14 protein-coding genes are annotated in these 22032 nt (G+C 47.3%); 9 read left to right on the forward strand and 5 right to left on the reverse strand.

Annotated features, from left to right (window positions below):
- The first annotated feature begins 173 nt into the window (after positions 1–173).
- From FVR03_RS01810 to FVR03_RS01820, 4 genes are all read left to right on the forward strand, one after another.
- Positions 174–884 carry a LuxR C-terminal-related transcriptional regulator gene (locus FVR03_RS01810; protein WP_147920050.1) on the forward strand — a complete coding sequence of 237 codons (711 nt, stop codon included), beginning with the start codon at positions 174–176 and terminating at the stop codon, positions 882–884.
- A 574-nt stretch (positions 885–1458) separates the two neighbouring features.
- Entirely contained in the window at positions 1459–4869 is a 3411-nt protein-coding gene (locus FVR03_RS01815; RefSeq protein ID WP_147920051.1) for a methylmalonyl-CoA mutase family protein, read from the forward strand.
- A 175-nt stretch (positions 4870–5044) separates the two neighbouring features.
- Entirely contained in the window at positions 5045–5176 is a 132-nt protein-coding gene (locus FVR03_RS24880) for a hypothetical protein (RefSeq protein ID WP_255474021.1), read from the forward strand.
- 371 nt (positions 5177–5547) lie between these two features.
- On the forward strand, positions 5548–7323 hold the full coding sequence (locus tag FVR03_RS01820; RefSeq protein ID WP_147920052.1) for a bifunctional lysophospholipid acyltransferase family protein/GNAT family N-acetyltransferase: 1776 nt from the start codon (positions 5548–5550) through the stop codon (positions 7321–7323).
- A gap of 432 nt (positions 7324–7755) precedes the next feature.
- Here the strand turns inward: FVR03_RS01820 and FVR03_RS01825 are convergent, their stop codons facing one another.
- Positions 7756–9099 (reverse strand): GH1 family beta-glucosidase, encoded by a 1344-nt coding sequence (locus FVR03_RS01825; protein WP_147920053.1) that lies wholly within the window; start codon positions 9097–9099, stop codon positions 7756–7758.
- Between the two features lie 94 nt (positions 9100–9193).
- Positions 9194–10180 (reverse strand): glycosyltransferase family protein, encoded by a 987-nt coding sequence (locus tag FVR03_RS01830; protein ID WP_147920054.1) that lies wholly within the window; start codon positions 10178–10180, stop codon positions 9194–9196.
- Between the two features lie 407 nt (positions 10181–10587).
- Between FVR03_RS01830 and opgC the strand changes: the two genes are divergently transcribed.
- A complete protein-coding gene (gene opgC, locus FVR03_RS01835; protein ID WP_147920055.1) occupies positions 10588–11712 on the forward strand; it encodes an OpgC domain-containing protein in 1125 nt (374 codons plus the stop codon).
- A gap of 22 nt (positions 11713–11734) precedes the next feature.
- On the opposite strand, the gene FVR03_RS01840 is transcribed toward opgC, so the two are convergent.
- Positions 11735–12586 (reverse strand): UDP-2,3-diacylglucosamine diphosphatase, encoded by an 852-nt coding sequence (locus FVR03_RS01840; protein WP_147920056.1) that lies wholly within the window; start codon positions 12584–12586, stop codon positions 11735–11737.
- A gap of 755 nt (positions 12587–13341) precedes the next feature.
- Complete coding sequence (locus tag FVR03_RS01845) at positions 13342–17262, reverse strand: choice-of-anchor I family protein (RefSeq protein WP_147920057.1); 3921 nt, start codon at positions 17260–17262, stop codon at positions 13342–13344.
- A gap of 253 nt (positions 17263–17515) precedes the next feature.
- Between FVR03_RS01845 and FVR03_RS01850 the strand changes: the two genes are divergently transcribed.
- The 4 genes from FVR03_RS01850 to FVR03_RS01865 all read left to right on the forward strand — a co-directional run bounded on the left by FVR03_RS01850 (position 17516) and on the right by FVR03_RS01865 (position 21434).
- Entirely contained in the window at positions 17516–17854 is a 339-nt protein-coding gene (locus tag FVR03_RS01850) for a hypothetical protein (RefSeq protein ID WP_147920058.1), read from the forward strand.
- Positions 17855–18407: 553 nt separating this feature from the next.
- Positions 18408–18761, forward strand: coding sequence for a hypothetical protein (locus FVR03_RS01855; RefSeq protein ID WP_147920059.1), 354 nt, complete (start codon positions 18408–18410; stop codon positions 18759–18761).
- A 389-nt stretch (positions 18762–19150) separates the two neighbouring features.
- Positions 19151–19759, forward strand: a complete 609-nt coding sequence (bamJ, locus tag FVR03_RS01860) for a BamJ family beta-barrel-assembly machinery protein (RefSeq protein WP_147920060.1) — start codon at positions 19151–19153, stop codon at positions 19757–19759.
- Positions 19760–20009: 250 nt separating this feature from the next.
- On the forward strand, positions 20010–21434 hold the full coding sequence (locus FVR03_RS01865; protein WP_147920061.1) for a Glu/Leu/Phe/Val family dehydrogenase: 1425 nt from the start codon (positions 20010–20012) through the stop codon (positions 21432–21434).
- A gap of 156 nt (positions 21435–21590) precedes the next feature.
- Here FVR03_RS01865 and FVR03_RS01870 read toward each other — a convergent pair whose 3' ends face one another.
- Complete coding sequence (locus tag FVR03_RS01870; protein ID WP_147920062.1) at positions 21591–22025, reverse strand: hypothetical protein; 435 nt, start codon at positions 22023–22025, stop codon at positions 21591–21593.
- Positions 22026–22032: the final 7 nt, after the last annotated feature.

Raw genomic sequence — 22032 nt, forward strand, 5'->3', positions numbered from 1 at the left:
AAACTAAAAGCCACAATATCAAAGTCATATTATATATCATTTTATTTAAGTTGCGTGTATTGACATCTGTACATTTATTTCTAATTTTATAAGTAAAAACCACTATTTCCACACACCCAAAGATTTACAGAAATTTTAGGGCGCTTAAAGTGCCATTACTTTAACAGACACTCATGGCAGATAACGACCTCGAGAGCAAGTTACAACAGAGAATCAAAGATTTAGAAGAGGAGCTGGCACAAACAAAAGAAAAATGCTCTTTTCTGGAAAGAGTTGTTCATGAGTTACCTGCCAATATTTACATTTCGGATCTAGATGAAGGCGTAGTGTGGTGTAACCGCACCAACGAAGAAACACTTGGGTACAGCCTGTCAGAAATTATCGAGATGGGTGGTTTTAATTACCTGAAGGAGATTGTGCACCCCGACGACCAGACCGTTCCGGAAAACAGCCTTGCGCACTACCGGCATTTTTCGGGTGCTGAGTATGGCGGCATTTTCAGGGCGAGGCACAAGCAGGAGCAAGAGTATAAGTGGTACACCGGCTGGGCCAAATCTTTCAGCAGAAAAGAAAACGGCGAAGTAAAAGACATACTGTGCGTGGATGTGGACCTCAGCTCCAGAATGGATACAGAGGAACAGCTGGTGGCAGCGCTGAAAGATAACTTAAAAAACAAGAACAAACTCCTGATAAAGAACCTGCGCAAACGTGAGGTACAGGTACTTAACATGATCTGCATGGGCATGAGCACGCGCGCTATAGCAGAACAATTATTCCTGAGTTACCATACCGTTGAAACTCACCGCAAAAACATACAACGCAAACTGGGCACCAACAACGTAGCCGAAATGGTCGTGTTAGCCCGCGAGGCAGGTTTGGGGTAAGGATGAATTATTCTAATGAAAAACACCTTCCAAAGGTTTTATGCGGTATTTTAGCCAAGGGCCTTACCTTTACCCTTGACCTTTTACAGATACAAATTGCTTCTGAAGGGTATTTTCATTCGAATAACTCGAATAATTAGAGGCATGTCTTTAAAAGATAATTACCTTATATCTATTGAAAAAATCATTGCTCCCGCGAGCTTTCAGCTCGTGGTTTTAAATGGAACGAGTTTTCAACTCGCGTAAACCGTCACTCCAATTCCATTTAACTCAGTGAGGCTATTCTGCCTTTTCTTTCTAATTTTTTATTGACAGCATTGCCTTGTAAAAACAGTTTCGGTCTCTCTACAGAACAGCACCCCAATTAACCACAGCGCCGTACTTTCTGCGTTAAGAACAGAACCTTCTCATGTTAACTAGCTAAGAGCTTTTCGTATCGGTTAAATTTTGTTAATTTCCTAAAAAAGCAGCTCCGGCACCACCTGCAAATGCAAAAATTGCAGCACCAACCCGAAGATCGGACCTTTTTACTTACATTTGTACGTTATAAAAACAGCACATACCTACACCAACTATGCAAGCGCCTCAGACTGAAATCTACAAACCCGTTCACCATATCCGGCTCGTAACAGCCGCCTCTCTTTTTGATGGGCACGATGCCTCTATTAACATCATGCGGCGTATTATCCAGGCCTCTGGTGCAGAGGTAATTCACCTGGGCCACAACCGCTCGGTGCAGGAAATTGTGGATTGTGCCATTCAGGAAGATGTGCAGGCGATTGCCATCACCTCCTACCAGGGCGGCCACCTGGAGTACTTTAAATACATGTACGACCTGCTGCAGGAGCAGGGCTGTGGCCATATCCGGATTTTTGGCGGTGGCGGCGGTGTTATTCTGCCTACCGAGATAGAGGAATTGCACGCTTACGGCATTGCCCGCATCTACTCTCCCGACGATGGCCGCGCGATGGGCCTGCAAGGCATGATCAACGACATGCTCAGCAAATGCGATTTCCCGACAGGCCAGAACCTGAACGGCGAAGTGCAGCACCTGCAGGAGAAAGATGCAAAATCGATAGCGCGTTTAATTTCCGCAGCCGAAAATTATCCTGAAGAATTTGCCAACATAAAGCAGCAACTCATCAGTCGGGCAACTGCAGGTGGCACAGCTGCTATAGATGCAGGAACAACGCCGGTGCTGGGTATAACCGGTACAGGTGGAGCCGGAAAATCATCGTTGGTAGATGAACTGGTGCGCCGCTTCCTCCTCGATTTTCCTGAAAAGAAAATTGCCATTATATCGGTGGACCCCTCTAAACGCAAAACAGGTGGTGCCTTGCTCGGCGACAGAATCCGGATGAACGCCATCTCGAACGACCGTGTATACATGCGCTCGCTTGCCACACGCCAAAGCAACCTGGCCCTGAGCAAATATGTGCAGGATGCCGTTGACATTGTAAAAGCAGCCCGCTTCGACCTCATCATACTGGAAACTTCCGGCATTGGCCAGTCCGACACCGAGATTGTGGAGCACTCTGACACGAGCCTGTACGTGATGACGCCAGAGTACGGAGCCGCCACGCAACTCGAGAAAATAGATATGCTCGACTTTGCCGATATTATTGCCCTGAATAAATTCGACAAACGCGGTGCCCTGGATGCCCTGCGCGATGTAAAGAAACAATATAAGCGCAACCACCAGCTCTGGGATGTAGAGGATGCGCAGCTACCGGTGTTTGGCACCATTGCCTCGCAGTTCAACGACCCGGGCATGAACCAGCTGTACAAAGCCGTAATGGCGAAGGTTTCCGAAAAAACAGGCATCGCATTCGACTCTAATCTGGATGTGACGGATGAGATGTCGGAGAAAGTATTCATTATACCGCCGAGCCGCACCCGTTACCTTTCCGAAATTGCCGAGACCATTCGCAACTACGACAAATGGAGCAGCGAACAAGCCGAAACAGCACAGAAATTGTATGGCATCCGGAAATCTATGGAGGCGGTGCAGGGGCTGGAGATAGAAGACAAAGACAGGCTGGTGAAGCAGCTGGAGCAGGCATATGCCGAACAGGAACTGCAACTCGACGGGCAAAACAAACGCATACTGGAAAACTGGAAGCAGAAGGTGCAGGCTTACAAAGATGAGTTCTACATTTTTAAAGTGCGCGACAAGGAGCTGAAGATAAAAACCCACAGCAAATCACTTTCGCAGCTCGACATTCCGAAAATAGCCATGCCGCGCTACGAGGCCTGGGGCGACCTCCTGAAGTGGAACCTGCAGGAAAACGTGCCGGGCGAATTTCCTTACACAGCTGGTGTATTTCCTTTCAAGCGCGAAGGAGAAGACCCGACCCGTATGTTTGCCGGTGAAGGTGGACCGGAGCGTACCAATCGCCGCTTCCACTACGTTAGCCTCGGCATGCCAGCCAAGCGCCTTTCCACGGCTTTCGACTCCGTTACGCTCTATGGCGAAGACCCCGATTTCAGGCCCGACATCTATGGCAAGATCGGTAACTCCGGCGTTAGCATCTGCTGCCTCGACGATGCCAAAAAGCTCTATTCCGGCTTTAACCTCTCCCACCCCATGACCTCGGTATCGATGACCATAAACGGGCCGGCAGCTATTCTATCCGGCTTTTTCATGAATGCGGCCATCGACCAGCAGTGCGAACTGTATATCAAAGAAAACGGGCTGGAAGAAGAGATTGACACGAAGATCGACGCTATTTTTAAGGAAAAAGGCGAAGAACGACCACATTACCAGGGTCCGCTGCCCCAGGGCAACGACGGTTTGGGCCTGATGCTGCTCGGAGTTACCGGCGACCAGGTGCTGCCGGCAGAGGTATATGCACCCATAAAAGAACGTACGCTGGCATCTGTTCGTGGTACCGTGCAAGCCGACATTCTGAAGGAGGACCAGGCGCAGAACACCTGCATTTTCTCCACGGAGTTTTCACTACGGCTCATGGGCGATGTGCAGCAGTACTTCATCGACCACAAGGTGCGTAATTTCTACTCGGTTTCCATTTCGGGTTACCACATAGCAGAGGCTGGCGCTAACCCTATTACGCAGCTGGCCTTTACCCTTGCTAACGGTTTTACTTTTGTAGAATATTACGCCAGCCGGGGCATGGACATCAACAAATTTGCGCCGAACCTTAGCTTCTTCTTCTCCAACGGTATTGATCCGGAGTATGCTGTTATAGGCAGAGTGGCACGGCGTATCTGGGCCAAGGCCATGAAACACAAGTACGGTGCCGATGCCCGCTCGCAGATGCTCAAGTACCACATCCAGACATCGGGTCGCTCGCTGCACGCACAGGAGATAGACTTTAACGACATCCGCACTACCCTGCAGGCCCTGTACGCCATCTACGACAACTGCAACTCGCTCCACACCAATGCTTACGACGAGGCCATTACCACTCCTACTGAGGCATCGGTACGCAGAGCCATGGCCATTCAGTTGATCATTAACCGGGAGCTTGGGCTTGCAAAGAATGAAAACCCGCTGCAGGGTTCCTTCATTATTGAAGAACTGACCGACCTGGTAGAGCAGGCCGTGTTGCTGGAGTTCGACCGGATAACAGAGCGTGGCGGTGTATTAGGTGCCATGGAAACCATGTACCAGCGCGGCAAAATTCAGGAAGAAAGCCTGTATTACGAAACGCTGAAACATAACGGCGACTACCCGATTATTGGCGTGAACACCTTCCTGTCGTCGCAGGGATCTCCAACTGTTATTCCGAAAGAAGTGATACGGGCTACAGAAGAAGAGAAGCAGTACCAGATAAAAACCGTGCAGAACCTGCACCAGCGGCACGCCGAAAAAGCGCAGGAGCAGCTCCGGAAACTGCAGCAGGTAGCTATTCAGAATGGCAATGTATTTGAGCAGCTGATGGAGACAAGCAAATTCTGTTCTTTAGGTCAGATAACCAATGCCCTTTTTGCTGTGGGCGGCCAATATCGTCGCAACATGTAAGGCTAAAAACAGACATCGTGCTATCAGAAAAATGACTGTATTTCGGTCCAATTTTCTGATAGCACGATGTCCATAAAAAATTTATATTATTTTTACAAAAAACTAACTAACGTTAGGAACTATTTTCTCATTTCAGCGTTAAGGAAATATATCACCTCCTTAAGCTGTAATGATCATGAAAAAGATATCTACCATCTCCTCCTTTCTGGTACTGGGCACCACTTTAGGCTTTTTACTTAAAAATCTTATGGTACCTACAAACCTTAGCATCGACCTGCAGGACGAAGATTACCACCTGTATTTATAGTAGCTGAAAAGCTATGGTTTGTCGTGCACCTGTTTGCAACATTTGTGCCTTCTGTTCCTTCTAAAAGACCGGAAGGCGCTTTGTTTTAGGAGTAATCCTGTCCAGATTTATTGGGCTTTCCCAATTTTAATGTAAAGTACTTCGACCTCCTTCCCGGAAGTTGCACCGTACGCTTTACCTTTCTGCGCTACCTGCTGTAACACCAGTTGTACCACATCCTGCTTCTGGTAATAGCCTCATCGGCTCAGGATAGTATTTTTACGGTTCCTCCAGACTATCTTGCTTAACGCAATCATAATACTGTCATAATTTCCTCATCATACTACAGCTGTAACTTCAGGCCAGAAAATAGCTTGTTTACCTTTGTGCCCATGATTGAGATCATCAGTAAAAATCAAGTATCGGCTGCCGCAGCCCTCGACAAATTCAAAGTGTCGTTTCTGTCGCCGTGGCTTATGCAGGTGCTCCAGATAAAGAGCCTGAATGAGTTGTATGCATCCGCCCATACCCTCGATGGTTTCACTTTTGTAGAGGAAATTTTGAAACGGCTTTCTATTCAGGTAGAGATCCATCCGCAGGACCTGCAGCATATTCCGGCAACAGGTGCCTTTATAGCAGTAGCTAACCACCCGTATGGTGCCTTAGATGGCCTACTTATGCTGAAGCTCCTGGGTACTGCACGCCCTGACTTTAAACTGATGGCCAACCACCTGCTCCAGCAAGTACCCAACCTGCTGGACGTGCTGCTTCCGGTTAACGCCATGCAGGATACAAAAAAAAGCAGTTTCAGTGGTGTGCGTACGGCTCTCCGCCAACTCCACAACGATATGCCTGTAGGTATTTTTCCTGCCGGGGAGGTATCCAGCTTTCATTGGCAGACTTCTGCTGTCTCAGACCCGGCCTGGCACCCGTCAGTGGGTAAATTGGTACAACTGGCGAAGGTGCCTGTGCTACCAGTTTACTTCAGCGGCCACAATGGCCTTACCTTTAGCCTGGCAGGCCTGCTGCACCCCTTGCTACGCACTGCACAACTTCCGGCTCAGTTGCTGAACAAACAGGGCCAGAAAGTACTGGTTCGAATAGGGAAACCAATCTACGGAAAAGAAATTCAGGCCCTCTCGCCAACGCAACTCCTGCCCTACCTTCGCGCCAAAACCTATGCCCTCGGCGCATGCCTGCGGGATGAGGAAAAAGAGATTTTGCAGCGGCTAAGCTCTACTGTGCAGCCAGCACCAGTTGTAGCCGAAACAGACCAGGAGCTGCTGTACCAGGAAATTTCCAACCTCCGGCCTTCTGCCAAATTAGTACAATACAAGCACCTGGAGGTTTATATGGCGGTGCAGCAGGAAGTACCGCACGTGGTTAACGAAATAGGTCGGCTACGGGAATTAACTTTTCGGGCAGCAGGCGAAGGCACTAACCTGGCCATAGACCTCGACGAATATGACCGGTATTACCACCACCTGTTCCTTTACGACCAGAAAGCCCGCAAACTGGTGGGTGCTTACCGGCTTGGCAAAGGCAAGTTTATACTCAAAAAGTTCGGGAAGAAAGGGTTTTACCTGCACTCACTTTTTAAAATGAAGAAAGGGTTTGTGCCAACGCTAAAAAACTCGCTGGAGCTAGGCCGCGCCTTTGTGCGCCAGGAGTACCAGCGCCAGCCTCTGCCCCTGCTCCTGCTCTGGAAAGGCATTGCCACCTACCTCGAAAATAAACTCAGTTACCGCTATTTAATAGGTTCGGTCAGCATCAGCGATCAGTTTTCATCTATGTCTAAAATGCTGATGGTCGATTTTATAACCACGCACTACTACGACCTGGAGCTGGCAGCGCTGGTGCAGGCGCGTAAAAAATTCCGCTATCGCTTTTCGAAAGAGCATTACGAAACAGTTCTGAACCAAAACGTTTCTTCCATCGATTCGCTGGAGAAGCTCGTTTCGTACCTCGATCCTAAACAGAGAACATTGCCGGTACTGCTAAAAAAATACCTGCAGCAAAACGCCCGCATCATCGGCTTCAATATAGACCCCAAATTTTCTAATTCTTTAGATGGATTTATGGTGATGGATGTTACCACGCTTCCTGCTACCACTGCTCGTTTGCTGGAACGCTACACCAGCAGTAACTCTGAAGAAACCCTTGGCTAATAATTGACAAAAACGGTTCTGAAGGCCATTTTCATTTGAATAATTTAGAGGTGCTTCCAGAGTTCATCGGAAGTCTGCCCCTAGCGCAGGTACAGACTTAAAAGTAAACCAAGTAGTTGTTGCAGTAGTACGTATTGCGGCAGGTAACAACAGGGCAGAAAAGGCAGCCAGTGCACAGCTTTAAAATATACTTTCTGAGCGTTCAGCATAAAATTAAAGAGAGAACAGCAACTATGCGACTTAGAACCCAACTCCCAGTAGCCTTTGCTGATGCTACTCGTCCACAAGATCCCTGCCCAATGACAAAAAGTGTGGCAGTGAAATTAGAGCCGAAGAATTAGCGTCTACCGCACGACTCGGGTCAAATTAATTATTCTAATGAAATTACCCTTCCAAACCTATTCTGACCTTTTTCAGGTCAAGGGTTGATGTTTATAATGTTGCCTTGCCCTGCAGAAAATCGCGGTACCAGTAACCGGAGCTTTTAATGGTGCGCTGCAGGGTTTCGTAATCTACATGCACCAGCCCGAAACGTGGATCGTAGCCTTCTGCCCACTCAAAATTATCCACAAACGACCATACAAAATAACCACTTACCTTAACTCCTTCTGCCTTAGCCCGATGTACCTGCTGCAGGTATTGCTGCAGAAAAGCAACCCGCTGCGGGTCGTGTACCTTCCCATCCAGAACCTGATCAGGGAAGGCGGCCCCATTTTCGGTTACAATGAGTTTCGGGATGTTGGCGTACTGGCTAAATTGGTGCAGCATGTGGTAAATACTTTCGGGGTACACTTCCCAGTTCATGAGCGTGTAGGGCACGTTTCGTTTGCGTGCCGGCACCAGGTTGGCTTGCAGAAATGGGGTCCAGAACGAATGTTTTACAACTTCGCGGGTATAGTTCTGCACACCAATAAAATCGAACTCGAAGGGCAGGAGATCTTCGTCGCCAGGTTTCATGTATTTTTCGATTCGCCGCATAAACTTCAGGTCATCGAGGGGGTAGCCCAAACCTAACGCCGGCTCCAGGAACAGGCGGTTTAGCAGGGCATCTACACGGCGAACAGTGCGAGCATCTTTCTCCTCTGGCCTGTAAGGAGTGATGTAGGAGCAGGAAAAGGTGGTGCCAATGGTTGCCTCCGGTTGCAAACGCCTGATGGTGCGCCCGCCTATGGCCTGGCAAAGGGCTGCATGATGCACCGCTGGCACAAACGACCCAAACCCTCTCCGGCCGGGAGCATGCACGCCTAAAAAATAGCCTGCCCCTGTAAACACCATCGGCTCATTTAGCACCATCCAGTGGTTAACTCTGTCACCAAATTGGTTTACGCACAAGGTTGTGTATTCTTCGAACCAGTCCAGCACAGCACGGTTGGTCCAGCCGCCCTGCTTCTCCAGGGCGTGCGGCAGGTCCCAGTGGTAAAGCGTAACCCAGGGCGTAATGCCGAGTTCCAGGCAATGGTCAATCAGGCGGTTGTAGTAGGCTAAGCCGGCTTTGTTTGGCCTGCCAAACCCCTGGGGCAGGAGCCGCGGCCACGAGAGCGAAAACCTGAAATTCGGGATATGCATTTGCTGCATCAGTTCCAGATCATCGGGGTACCGGTTAAAAAAATCGCAGGCCAGGTTGCCGTTGTGGTTCAGCTTTACTTTGCCTTTTGTGCCCGAAAATACATCCCAGATCGAAGCTCCTTTCCCCTCAGCTTCATGTGCTCCTTCTATTTGGTAGGCTGCCGTAGATACTCCCCAACAGAAGTCGTTGCCAAACGCGTCTCTAGTCAACTAGTATTTGTTTATTGGTTAAAAAATTATTTCGTGCCAGCAGCACCTGCTGTCCGGTGCTGCAACCGAAGCCGGTTTAAGAACTATTTCTGCGCTATGTATTTTCCAGTATAATGCGCTCCACCAGTGCCTCTGTCTCATCGGGGTAATGTACAGGCACTGTCTGCCCTTCTGCCAGCCACTGGTGCAGGGCGGGCAGGTGCTTTTTCTTTAAACTTTTGATGGTAGGTATGCCCATGTGCTGCAGCACGGCAGCATTGCAGACCTGCTCAAACTGGTTTTTCATGGGCACCACCATCAGCTTTTTCTGCAGGTAAAGCACTTCGGAGGGAGTTCCGAAACCTGCTGCACACAGTACACCCGAAGCAGATGCCATGCTCTGCAGAAATGCCTCCTGCTGCACAGGCCGCACCCAAACATTATCTAGCCTGAACTCCTGCTTGTTGTGCTTCGAAAAAACCTGCCACTCTACCCGCTTCAGTTGCGTGAGCCGGTTCACGATTTTATGGTCTTCGTGCGCAGGCAGGTACACCGTATAATGCCCCTGGTTCGTCACCGGTATTTGGCGAACCTCCTTCCGGATAATGGGCGTGTAAATGCTATCGTGAAAGCGGGCAAAATGAAAGCCGTAATGCGCGGTAGTAGGCGCATAGTTCCGAAGTATAAGTTTCCCCAACATATCGTTTTCGAGAGGTTGCGGTACATGCGGGCTTAGCACTGCCACCTGGTTGCTTAAGCCAATACATGCCTTTTTAGCCCAGGTACACGCCCAGGCCGATATTGGCTCAAAATCTGAAATAACCAAATCATATTCCTGCACCTGCAACAACTTCATCTCCCTGAAAAAGCTTCTGGAGTTAACCTGGGCAAAGGTCTTGTAAAAATCTACTCCACCGTTCTTGCCGAATATAAAGCTGAGGCCTCGCAACCTGTATTTAACCGGGTATGGCAAAGCAAGATCTACCTGACAACCGCTAACAAGCAGATCGAGGGTGCCATATTTCTGCAGCACAGGTATTATGTCGAGGGCACGGGTCAGGTGCCCGTTGCCGGTACCCTGAATGGCGTATAGAATTCTCAATGATCAGACCTGATTTTGTGAAGCATCATTATAGGGGTATAGCCAGAGGCGGAACTATCGGTTTGCTTCCGTAAAAGCCTTTCGGTACTTCCGGAGCCAAAATTCACACTCTCCTTTTACCTCATCATGATCAGATCATTATGTTTAAGTAAAACAATTTATGGCAACCATTCACCTAAGCCAGAAGGCAACTATATAAAAGGATAACAGAGATAAGATTATAAGCAAGTGCTGCAGAAGCTGCTAAATTAAATCTTGTTTTTGTCTTATTTAAGCCATTCTACCTGTTCTTAATATTAAGGTTTTGTTATGTCTCTTTAGAAGGCCAACCCCGGTGTAGCGAGAGCGTTCTAATGGTTTTCAGGTATATTTTTTTAGGCCTGCATCTTTAAAAGAATACATTTCCTATGAAACGAAACCACCAGATTGATTTTTTCAAAGGACTATTGCTACTTATTATTACTGTAGATCATTTCATGGATTCTGACAATCTCCTGAAAAAGTTCACTTTTGAGTTTGTAGGACCTGTTTCTGCTGCAGAAGGCTTTGTGTTTTTGTCGGGGTTAACGGTGGGGTTAATATACACTTCTAAATTGAGTAAGGCTGGAATAGCTTCTGTCGTTTCGGCAACACGTAAAAAGGCCTGGCACATTTACAGGCACCACTTCCTGTTGTTTTTGCTGGCCTGGGTATTTCTAGTTTCGGAGCAGGCATCGTTTCAGTATTGGGAAGGCGAATATGCCGCTATACTGGAACTTCCGTTACAGACGTTGCTCCTGGGCGGTCTTCTGGTTTATCAGCCTTTCCTGCTCGATATACTGCCAATGTACGTGCTGTTTATGTTACTCACGCCGTACATACTGCGCTTATACAGGGAAAGGTTTCATTGGCAGGTGTTAGCACTTTCGTTCCTGGTTTACCTGGAGGGTACCTTTGGTATTATAATACCTGCAACAGATTCCTTTTTAACCAATTCTCCGCTGCTATCGGGGTACTTTAACTTGCTGTGCTGGCAGTTCCTGTTCACAGGAGGGCTATTTGTCGGGCATCTTATTTTCTACCAAAAAACAGAGCCGATCCGGAAGAGCAAGCCCCTGCTGTACCTGTCTTTGCTGGTTTGCTTTCCGCTTTTCTTCATCAATTTTTTTTATATATCGCTCGAAGGCATTAACCTGGAGTTCTGGACTGAGCGTGGGCACCTACGGCCGCTCAGACTGTTAAACTTTGCGGCACTCGTGGTTATTCTTTCGCACCTGGCCACTCGTTTTAAAAGCTGGTTTCAGGCAAAAGCAGTGTGCTACCTGGGCAGGCATTCGCTACAGGTGTTTTCGTTACACATTCTGTTGGTGCTTTTCTTTAAGCCGCTTATTACGAACCTGAATACTGTTTACCCGGTTAAGCTCACCAACAACTTTTATTTTTACCCGGTAGGTACCGCTATGGTCCTTTTTATCATGATTCCAACCTTGTATTTGGCTCCCTTACTGGCAGCCTACCGGAAACAAAGTGCTCAGGTAAAACAAACCACCTGATGTTAAAAGAACAATAGTTACTTTAAGCAGATTTGAGGTTAAACTCCACCATTAAACGCTCAAAAAGTTCGAGGTTTGTTTCTACCTGATGCTCTGCCGTATCTTCTTCCTCCAGTTGTTGCATCCGCTGGTCCTCCTGGAACTTATATAACTTCCACTCCCCCTCCTGGTACTCCAGCGAGGTAAGGTTCTCGATCCAGTCGCCGGAGTTCAGGTAGGTAACTTTGCCTTCTGACGTGACAATATCTTTTATTTCCGGATGATGAATATGGCCACACACAACGTAATCGAAAGCGTTGGAGATGGCAATATCGGAGGCTGTTTTCTCGAAGTTGTTTATAAACTTAACCGCCGATTTAACCCTGTTTTTAATGTTGCGCGATAAGTATACTTTCTCACGGTTAAGCTTGCGGCAGCAGAAATTGACAAACCGGTTCAGCAGTATGAGCAGGTCGTAACCCTCGGCCCCGAGTTTGGCCAGCCACTTGGAGTGCTGCATGGTTACATCGAACACATCGCCATGAAAAATCCAGGCTGACTTGCCGTCGAGGTTCAGCACCAGCTTGTTCACGATCTGGAAAGAACTCATTTTGAAACCGACGAATTTCCGTAGCATTTCGTCGTGGTTGCCAGTTACGTAGTATATGCGGGTTCCTTTGGTCATGAGGCTGAGCAGGTGCTTTACAACCTTCATGTGGGCTGTCGGCCAGTAACTTTTGTTAAACTGCCAGATGTCTATAATGTCTCCGTTCAGGACGAGCGTTCTGGGCTTAATGCTTTTCAGGTATCGCAGAAGTTCGGTTGCGTGGCAGCCATAAGTACCTAAATGCACATCTGATATCACTACCAGTTCTACTCTTCTTTTTTTTGCCATGGCAGATTTGTTTTTGCAGCCCACCTGTGCTTTGCCCAAATAAAAATGACAGATTAAAATGTTCTCCGGCGCAAGTACACCTTGCCTGAGGTAACAGTGCCTATGCGTGAAGCTCCTTGGCCTACCTATAACTCCAAAAGAAGCCCGATAAGTAGGAAGACTAACACTTACCCACAAGTTGAAGCAGGTTGATTCGTAGTAGTAAAAAATACATGTTTTCAGGTTGCTAATAGCTGGTGCTATTAGCAACCTGAATTATTCAAATGAAAAGTGCCTTCCAAAGCTTTTTCAGCTAAAATTATCCAAGGCTACTTTCCCGGAAACGTGTTCCTTAAGCTTTGTTGAATTTTAATGGAGAGTTAAAAGAGTGCAACCTGAATAAAAAAAGGCTTAGCACATTGCCGCTTGTCTGCTGAAGTAAATGAAGTAGCTTTCTCATAAGTCATAACATATTTAGTACTGTGCACTAAATTACAAAATGCTTATTACCTGAACATTATGACTGCATCATGTTTGGGTTACGACTTCTCTGCGAGTACCCTTGCCAATAATTTAACTATTTTCCTTTGGAAGGCTGTTTTTATTAGAATAATTCATTTATGTGGTAATTGCTGATCATGCTTTATAGCTGCTGAGAGCTACAAAGAGTCTTTACCAGGTGCACCCGTTCCTACAGCATCAGCCGAAAAAGCAGGCAAAAAAAAGCAGCGACAGGTTTAGTTGCCGCTGCTTTTGCTGATAGTATTATAATCTACTTAGTTAACAATAAGACGTTTTACAGCGCCTTCGCTGGTTCTAATAAAGTATAAGCCTTTGGTATAGTTGCTCACATTCAGAGACTCTACACGGGTGCCAGTAAAAACCTTACGGCCCAAGGCATCGAGAACCTCAATATCCGCTTCTTTACTTAAGAACACGGTAGCCCCATTGGCAGGGTTCGGATATACAAAGAATTCTTTCTCGCTTGCAACCAGCCCGGGGCTGGAAGTTACCATACTCTGAACTTCGAAAACAGCTATTGTGCCACTTAGCTCATTGGCTACCGCCAGGTAAGCTTTGCCGGTTGGGCTGTCGGTAGCAGAAATAAATATAATGCCTTCCGGACCATGGTCGCCTGCAAAGGTGGTGAGGCTGCGGCTGTTTTTATAATCTACAAATTTCGGATCAGCAGGATCTGTCACATTATACACCATAACGCCACCTACGCGCTCCAGGGCTACAAAAGCATACATGTTACCGGCAATCTCAGCTACTGTTACTCCTTCCGGCTCAGGACCTTTGGCACGGCTCCTGCTCTTTTTGGTATTGCTTTCGTTGTCGGAGTTAAACAGGGGCGCTATGGCAGCATCAGTGGAGGTAATCAGTTCAAAATCGTCGCCGCTGTCGTACACGAGAGCTTTTGTTTCGGCATTCCAGATAGAAAAAGAGCGTGAACCTACCACATACAATTCATCAAAGTCGCCGTCGTTATCGGTGTCGCCCTGCAGGTTCGAAATGCGCAGGCGGCCCAGGTTGTGATTTTCCTGCAGCATGGCAGCATGCGGAAAAGCAGCAGGATCTAAGGTTACAGCGCTAACGGTGGTGCGCTCGTTCAGGCCGTTGTACTCTTTTTCGTCGCCTTCGTTGGCAGTAACCAGGTAGGTGTTGCCGCCGAGGGTATAGTTCGCCATACCATCCGGAATGTAAAACGCTTTAACAGGCCAGTTGGCGAGCAGCACCTCGTTGTTGTTATCAGAGGCATCGAACCCGTTGCCCATGGCCATCATGTTTTTGGTGCCGAGCGGAAAAATGCTGGTAACGGTATTGTTTTCCAGGTTTATTTCAGCAACTGCGTTGTTCTCCTGCAGTGTTACCCAGGCTTTTCTAGAATCGGCTGCCACGGTTACATACTCCGGCTCCAGGTCTTGCGACAAGGTGCTGCTGGCTTTTGTTTTGCGAACTCCGGCCGCTACCAAGGCAGCCTCCTGGCTGTTAAAACTATCAAATAAAATAGTGGTTACCTGCGCCTGTGTCAGGTTATTTATTCCTCCTGAAACATCTATCACGCTGACAGAACCTTCCGGGTCAACAGTGTAATCGGGGTTTGGCTGGCCTTCGTTGGCAGTTATCACTTTAGAGCCATCGGGAGTAAAGGTTATCATGTCGGGAAGTGCGCCTACAGTTACCTGCTTTAGAAAATCGCCATCTGTGTTAAAGAAGACGACCGAACCGTTCAGCTGCTCATTTGCATTAGGAGAGGCTACTGCCACTATGCCCTTGTGCACAGCCACACTCGTAATACCTCCGTAACCAGACAAATCAATTGACTTTAACAGAGAAATTTGACCAGGGTCTGAAAAATCAGCAATGTCCAATCGGTCTTGCACGGCACTTGTCATGAACAGGCGCTGCGTCAGAGGGTCGTGTACAACAATTTCGGTAGTGCTGCCGTCCAGAGCATTTGGCTCAAAGCTGCCGACATGCGTTAACTCAATTTCTTTTGTTGGTTGTGGTGCCTGCCGGTCGTTATCTTTAATATAGATGGTAGCCATCGGTTTACCGGTAATTGTAAGACCGGTAGCATTCTCCAGGCTTAACACAAAATATTCGTCCTGCTCCTGTTCCGTATCGTCGATGATGGGAATAGAGATGATTTGTTCGGCACTGCTGCTGCCGGTAAAGCTTAGGGTTTGGGTAGCCAGCGTAAAATCGGCGGCACCTGCCGAACTGAAAGGTGCTCCTTTTACCACCAGGTCAACGGTTCCTTCGGTAGGGTTCTCCAGTGTTAACTGCAGGCGTAAGGTACCGGCATTTTCCTGCACCACCATAAAAGTAGACGCGAAAGCAATGCTGGTTGTATAAGTAAATGTGTAGCTGTAAGGGCTGTACATAGCCTCTCCGGTTGCATTCTGAACACCTGCAACTACCAATGTATGTGTTTCGGCAGGTGCAAAAGGAGTAGCATAGGTTAAGGTAACGGCCTTTTTATCGTCGCTTAAGGTGGCAGCTGATAAGCCTTCCAGACCTGTATAATTAGCTAGGGTGGTGGCCGAAGCCTGATCCAGTTCGTTGTTGAACACCAACCTGATGCTGGTTTGGCTCAGGGTGCTGGCACTAACTATTGCCGGAGGACCAGGGAAATTCCATGCCGGCCACTGCTGTGCGGCTGTTCCTGAAGCAGTTCCTGACCAGTTGGCAGGGTTCAAAATGGCTTGCTGTAGTTGCTCTTTAGTGCCTGCTACCGTGCCTGTATAGTACGCATTTACGGTGTTGCCTTCTACGTTACCTGCTGCAGTACTCAGGTTCAGGGCGCTTACGCCATCTGTAAGGCCAGCAGGCAGCATTGAGTAGCTGCCATTGCAGACAGTGTTGTTCTCGAGCCAGGCATTAGAGCTCAGAGCGGTAATATAGCTTGGCGCGTCTGGCGTACCGGTATATAGTATTACCTGATCACCACCGGAGCTAAGGCCGAAGCCGGAGCCACTTACGGTACCTGTTGTTGCCTGTAGGGCATCGTTCTGAATTCGGATAATAGTTCCAGCTGCAACGCCTTCTTCCAGAGCTGTCCAGGTAAAGCCGCCTGCGCATTGGGCCTGTGCGTTGGTGGTGTATTTGGCATCGGTGATATGCACGCTGGTTCCGGGTAAAATATTAACCAGCGTTAAAAGTGCAATCTCATCTTCTGTGGAGGTGGCATTCATGCGGTAAGCAACCACCAATATATCTCCTGCCTGGAACTGTGTCTGCTCCGGCATGGTAGTGAAAGTAGCAGCTTGTACTGTCGTAATAGCGTTATCAGAAAGGTCTTCTATCCTATTGGCCTTCAGTGCGAGGTAGTAAGTCTGGTTCTGAAGCAGTGCAGCCGCAGGCATAACTGTTAAAACGCGTCCTGCCATTTGAGCAGTAAATCCGACAGCCGTACCAGTGGCATTATTTAGCCGAAGCTCTACTAACTCATGTGCATTTTCATTAGTGATAGCGGCATTGTTCAGCAGGCGAACCTCTTCGTTAAAGGTTATAGTTGGCTGAACTGTTGGTGGAACCAAAGTAGCTCCGGTAGCAGGCGCAAACACAGCAGTAGGTGCCAGCAGGTCTGCCCCCACGGGGTTTGCCTCCAGCGTTACATTATCGAAACGATTATTGCCAACGGTACCGCCACTCCCCTGCTCAAAGCTGATTCTGATCTTAAAATCTGGGTTATCGTTTACGGCCACCAGATCTGTAAAATCGAGTGTCTGGAGCGTCGGGTTGCCATCAGCGGGTGCCAGGGTGGTTAGCCGCTGAAAGGTAGTGCCGTCGGTTGAATAATTTATCAGTTGCGTACCCGCTCCTGATCCTGATCTGCGTGTAGCGTATTTTACCACCACATCTTTAAAACCAGCAGTTGGCAGGCTAAACTCCAGGGCACCACCAATCGGGTCGTTAAAACGGAGGTGTGTACCGGCTTCGTTGTTATCGCGGGCGTTCAGGTTTTCGGCATCGAAGCCTTGCCCGGTATTGCTTGTAACCTGAATGGCACTTATACCACCTGCCACATGCCGGATAGCAGCACCAGATACAGTGGCGGAAGTAGGTGCGAGCAAAGCTGCCTGGTCGGCAGAGTTATTGAAACTCCAGTAATGAAGCAGCGTTTGTGCAGAAGCAGTCTGCTGCAGCACCATCAGAAGCGCAAACACCAATCGTAATTTTTTTCTCATAAGTCAGCTATAAATTATATTTATATAGTTTTTTACAAATATAATCTTGCTGTATTACGGCATAATTATCAATTCATTACCAGGAAGTTAAGTGAAAACAACTGTATAACCAGGGCATACTTTTTCCGCAGCGATTCTAGCAGGAGAACATATGTTGAAGTTAAAACACCCAGCTCAGCAATAGTGGCAGGTACTTACCGTATCATAACATGTAGTTTACATGCAGGTAATAAATAGATGCCTACTTTGTACTATGGAAAAGCTGATAACTATTTACTGTGTGCTGTTGCTATGTCTGGTCTTCACGATACTGGGTATTTTGCTGTGGAATGCCGAAGGCAAATCTCTAAAGGCCGGGGCAGCTAAAGACAATTTGCTCCTGGCCTGTGCCAGCCTGATAGCCGTTATTATTTTACATGTAAACTGGCTGCTGCTGCCTTGGTCCAGGGAGCAGCATGGCGATGTTTATGCTTTTAGTGTATTAACGTTTTTAGGTGCCTTCTGCGCTCTTCCTGTTTTTTTCCTGGCTGAAAGGCTGAAGCTTCCTTTTAAGAACTCTAAGCGGCTTAACCAGTTAAAAGTGCAGCCTTAATACTCCTCCAATTCAGAAATCAAAATGTTCTATGGTAGGAGCATCTTTGGTCAAAATTACTAATCCACAGCTTCTAGTGCTGCCTTTCTAATTTCACACCTGCTATAAAAGATGCCTCTACTCTGTGGTGGCACTGGAAATTGGCGGGCACCATCTCCTATATATCAGGTAATCCCGCCTTTCTTGAGGTTTATTATAAAATCAGCTTAAAAATTATTCAAATAAAAACAGCCTCCAGAAGGTTAACCGTCAAATTTTATCCAAGGGTCTACTTCACTGCCAATTTTGTTTGCACAGCATTTATTAAAAAATAGTAAAACCAGCACGTGCTGTATGGAAAAAGGAGATAGTAAAATTATACAGGCTTCGGATAAAGCATAGGTAGTAGCTAAAGAAAAATTATAGTTCAAAAATATAGGTATTTCAATTTAAATTATTACTTTTATAACCAAGTTATTATTGTTGAAACCACCCTCTACTCAAGCGAACTATTTCTCATTAGTTGTAGTTATCATCTCACAAACTCCTTATACACTTTATTCCGCTGAATTTTATGGATAACCTGATCCTGATTCATTGTATCTTGCTGCTGGTAATTGTACTGGTGGTATTACTTGTGTTTGTATGGGGAGAGCCTTCTCAACCCGGAAAGACCCATTTTAAAATTGAGAAATGGTTACTTGCCTGCAGTAGCCTGGCCGGTTTCGTTATTCTGCATCTAAACTGGTTGTTTCTGCCTGCCTACATCCAGAAATTTGGCGATCCGGTTAGCTTCGCTTTCTTCCTGGTGCTGGCTACTTTTTGCGTTGCACCACTTTTTTTCCTGGCTAAAAAACACAAGCCGGCTAAAAAGAATCCATCATGGTCCGTTTTTATAAACGCCAACCAGGTGCATTCTCCTGAATAGCATGGCTTCATCAAATACAATAAAGTAGTTGCACGAGCCCCTGCTCGCAAAGGTTATGTTAGGGCCTCTTATAAGAATAAACCTCCTTTACTAGCAGATGCTCCTATAGAATAAATTAAGACGAATGTTGCTAAAGCCGGCATGTGGTTATTGCCTTTTTCATAAATTTTTGAAGGGGCATCTGCGGCTTTAACCCTCCTTTTCTGTTTCCGATTTTACGGCCTTACCTGCACTAACTCTTTATGCTATGGTTACAAGTGGCTGCTCTGGCAAGGTTAACCTATAGCTTCTCTTTCCGTTTTAAACAAAATGCGTAGCTTTGCAAAATATCGTTGCTTAACTAACAGATATTAGTTTAATTGCACCTGCAGGTGCACTAATCACTTATTATGGAATTGAAAAACGTAAAAGACAAGATCAGCTACATTATTGGCCGCGACATGGCCACCAACCTCACCAAGCAAGGAATTGAAATTGAGGCAGATGCCTTTGTAGTAGGTCTGAAAGAAGTTTTATCCGGAAAACCCTCTTCCCTCTCCCAGTCGGAGGTGCAGCAGGCCATGATGGCGCTGCAGCAGGAAATGAGCCAGAAACAAGGCGCTCAGGGTGGCGAGAACCAAAAAGCCGGCGAAGCTTTCTTAGCAGAAAATAAAAACAAGGAAGGCGTAAAAACCCTGCCAAGCGGCCTGCAGTACCAGGTGCTGAAAGAAGGCAACGGTAAATCGCCTGCCGCCTCAGATAAGGTTACCACCCACTACCATGGCACCCTTATAGACGGCACCGTGTTCGATTCCTCATATGAGCGTGGTCAGCCAGCCACTTTCCCGGTAAACGGCGTTATTGCCGGCTGGACAGAAGCACTGCAACTGATGCAGGAAGGTGCTAAATGGAGACTATTTATACCATCTGAGCTGGCGTACGGCTCACAGGGTGCCGGCGATGTGATCGGTGCGAATGCGACCCTGGTGTTTGATGTTGAACTTCTTTCGGTTCATTAACAGCAACCGGAAAGGCAATAGAAAAGGAGGCGTGTGTAGCGTCTCCTTTTATTTATTAAAGGCACTTTGCGACTAAGCTACCGGCAGTACCCTTGACCCTAAGATGCCTGAATTAGCTTTGGAAGGGCAAAACCATTTAAATAATTGCAACCATTGCCGATAGGTAGCTGCTCGGAATTACCATTACCGAATTTCAAACAAATACACATCTCTACCGTTCTAAAATATACAATAACTAAAAACTACATTTATGGGAAACAATCATAACGAAGGGAAAAGATTCTTAGACAGTGTACACCAGTTCTTCGACTCCGCTGCCAGCTACTCACGGTTAGATCCGGGTATTCTGGCTCAGATAAAAGCCTGCAACAGTGTATACAAGGTTTCTTTCCCGGTTGAGATTGATGGAAAAGTGGAAGTAGTAGAAGGAATCCGCGTACAACACAGTCATCATAAGCTGCCTTCTAAAGGTGGTATCCGCTACAGCATACAGGTAGACGAAGACGAAGTAAAAGCACTCGCTACCCTTATGACTTTTAAATGCGCCGTAGTCGATGTTCCGTTTGGGGGAGCAAAGGGTGGTGTAAAAATTAACCCACGCACCAGCTCAGCCAAAACCCTTGAAAAAGTTACCAGACGGTTTGCCACTGAGCTGATTAAAAAGAACCTGATCGGCCCTGGCATTGACGTGCCTGCCCCGGATTACGGAACAGGTAGCCGCGAAATGGCCTGGATCGCAGACACCTACCAAACCTTTAAATACGGCGATGCCAATGCGCTGGGTTGCGTTACGGGTAAACCTGTGGGCCAGGGAGGCATCAGAGGGCGTTCGGAGGCAACAGGTTTAGGTGTGTACTTCGGTATCCGCGAAACGCTGCTCGACACAGAACTGCTGAAAGGCAAGGGTCTGGACGGACAAACCATGGAAGGCAAGCGCATTATTGTGCAGGGCCTGGGAAACGTGGGCTACCATGCAGCTCTTTTCTGCCAGCAAGATGGTGCCATTATTACAGGTATCGCTGAGCGGGAAGGTGGCATTTTCGACCCGAACGGCATCGATATAAAAGATGCCTTTAAACACAGAACAGAATCCGGCTCTATTCTGAACTACAAAAACGCCAGGAATTACGAAAACTCCCTCGACCTGCTCGAGATGGATTGCGACATTCTGATTCCGGCTGCCCTGGAAAACCAGATTCATAAAGATAATGCAGCCAACATTAAAGCCAAGATAATTGCAGAAGGCGCCAACGGCCCTGTTACCAGAAACGCGGAAGAGATTTTGATTCAGCGTGGCATTGTCATTATTCCGGACCTGTACCTGAATGCCGGTGGTGTTACCGTTTCTTATTTCGAATGGCTGAAAAACCTGTCGAACGTGCGCTTTGGCCGTATGGGCAAAAGAGCCGAAGAAGCCAGCCACCGTCGTCTGGTAAACGCCATAGAATCGTCGTCTGGTAAAAGCCTGTCGCCACAGGAGAGAGCGTTGCTGATTCAGGGTTCTGATGAGATAAGCCTGGTGCGCTCCGGCCTGGAAGACACTATGATAAATGCTTACCACGAAATACGCGATGTGATGGATCAGCAGAAAATCCAGAGCCTCCGCACCGCTGCTTTCCTGACTGCTATCGAGAAGATTGGCGTGAGCTACGAAGCGCTGGGTATTTTCCCTTGATCTGACACAAGCTGCTTGTTCAAAGTTCCGGACGTGTTATTCAATTATTTAAATGAAATTGGCCTTCAGAAGGAAACCCGTTTAAATTTTGCCAAGGGGCTGCCCTGCTTTTGCTGGCTTTAAGCACCAGCTGTTGCACACAACAAAAAGACCAGGTTATGATATAATCATATCCTGGTCTTTTTTTATGCTCCTGAGCCAATGCAGGGCTTCAGGTAATAAGGTGAAGTAGTTGAAATGAATAAAATTATGTTTGGCGTTGGCTGCCTGTAACATATAATTGTGTACGATGGCATTAAAGTGTTTTTCAGAGAAAACCACGGCAGCAAACACATCGGCATGCAGCAACTTGTTTACAGTGTCGTAGAAATAAGTGGTCAGCCACAGCTCCTGGTCCCGTTCAAAAGCGCCACTTTTGGTAAGGTCGGTACAGTAATACCGGATGTGAGGGTACTTCGCTACAAACTGAAACGCCATCATGTACTCTTTTTTAAAAGAAGTAGTATCAGGTTTCTCCTTCCAGCGAAGCATCAGAACTTCTGTATCTGGCAGGTAAACAAGATCAGCAGCAGGTGTAGAGCTTATCGTCATAAGCACT

It is taken from the genome of Pontibacter qinzhouensis, from assembly GCF_008017455.1.
GTDB lineage: Bacteria > Bacteroidota > Bacteroidia > Cytophagales > Hymenobacteraceae > Pontibacter > Pontibacter qinzhouensis.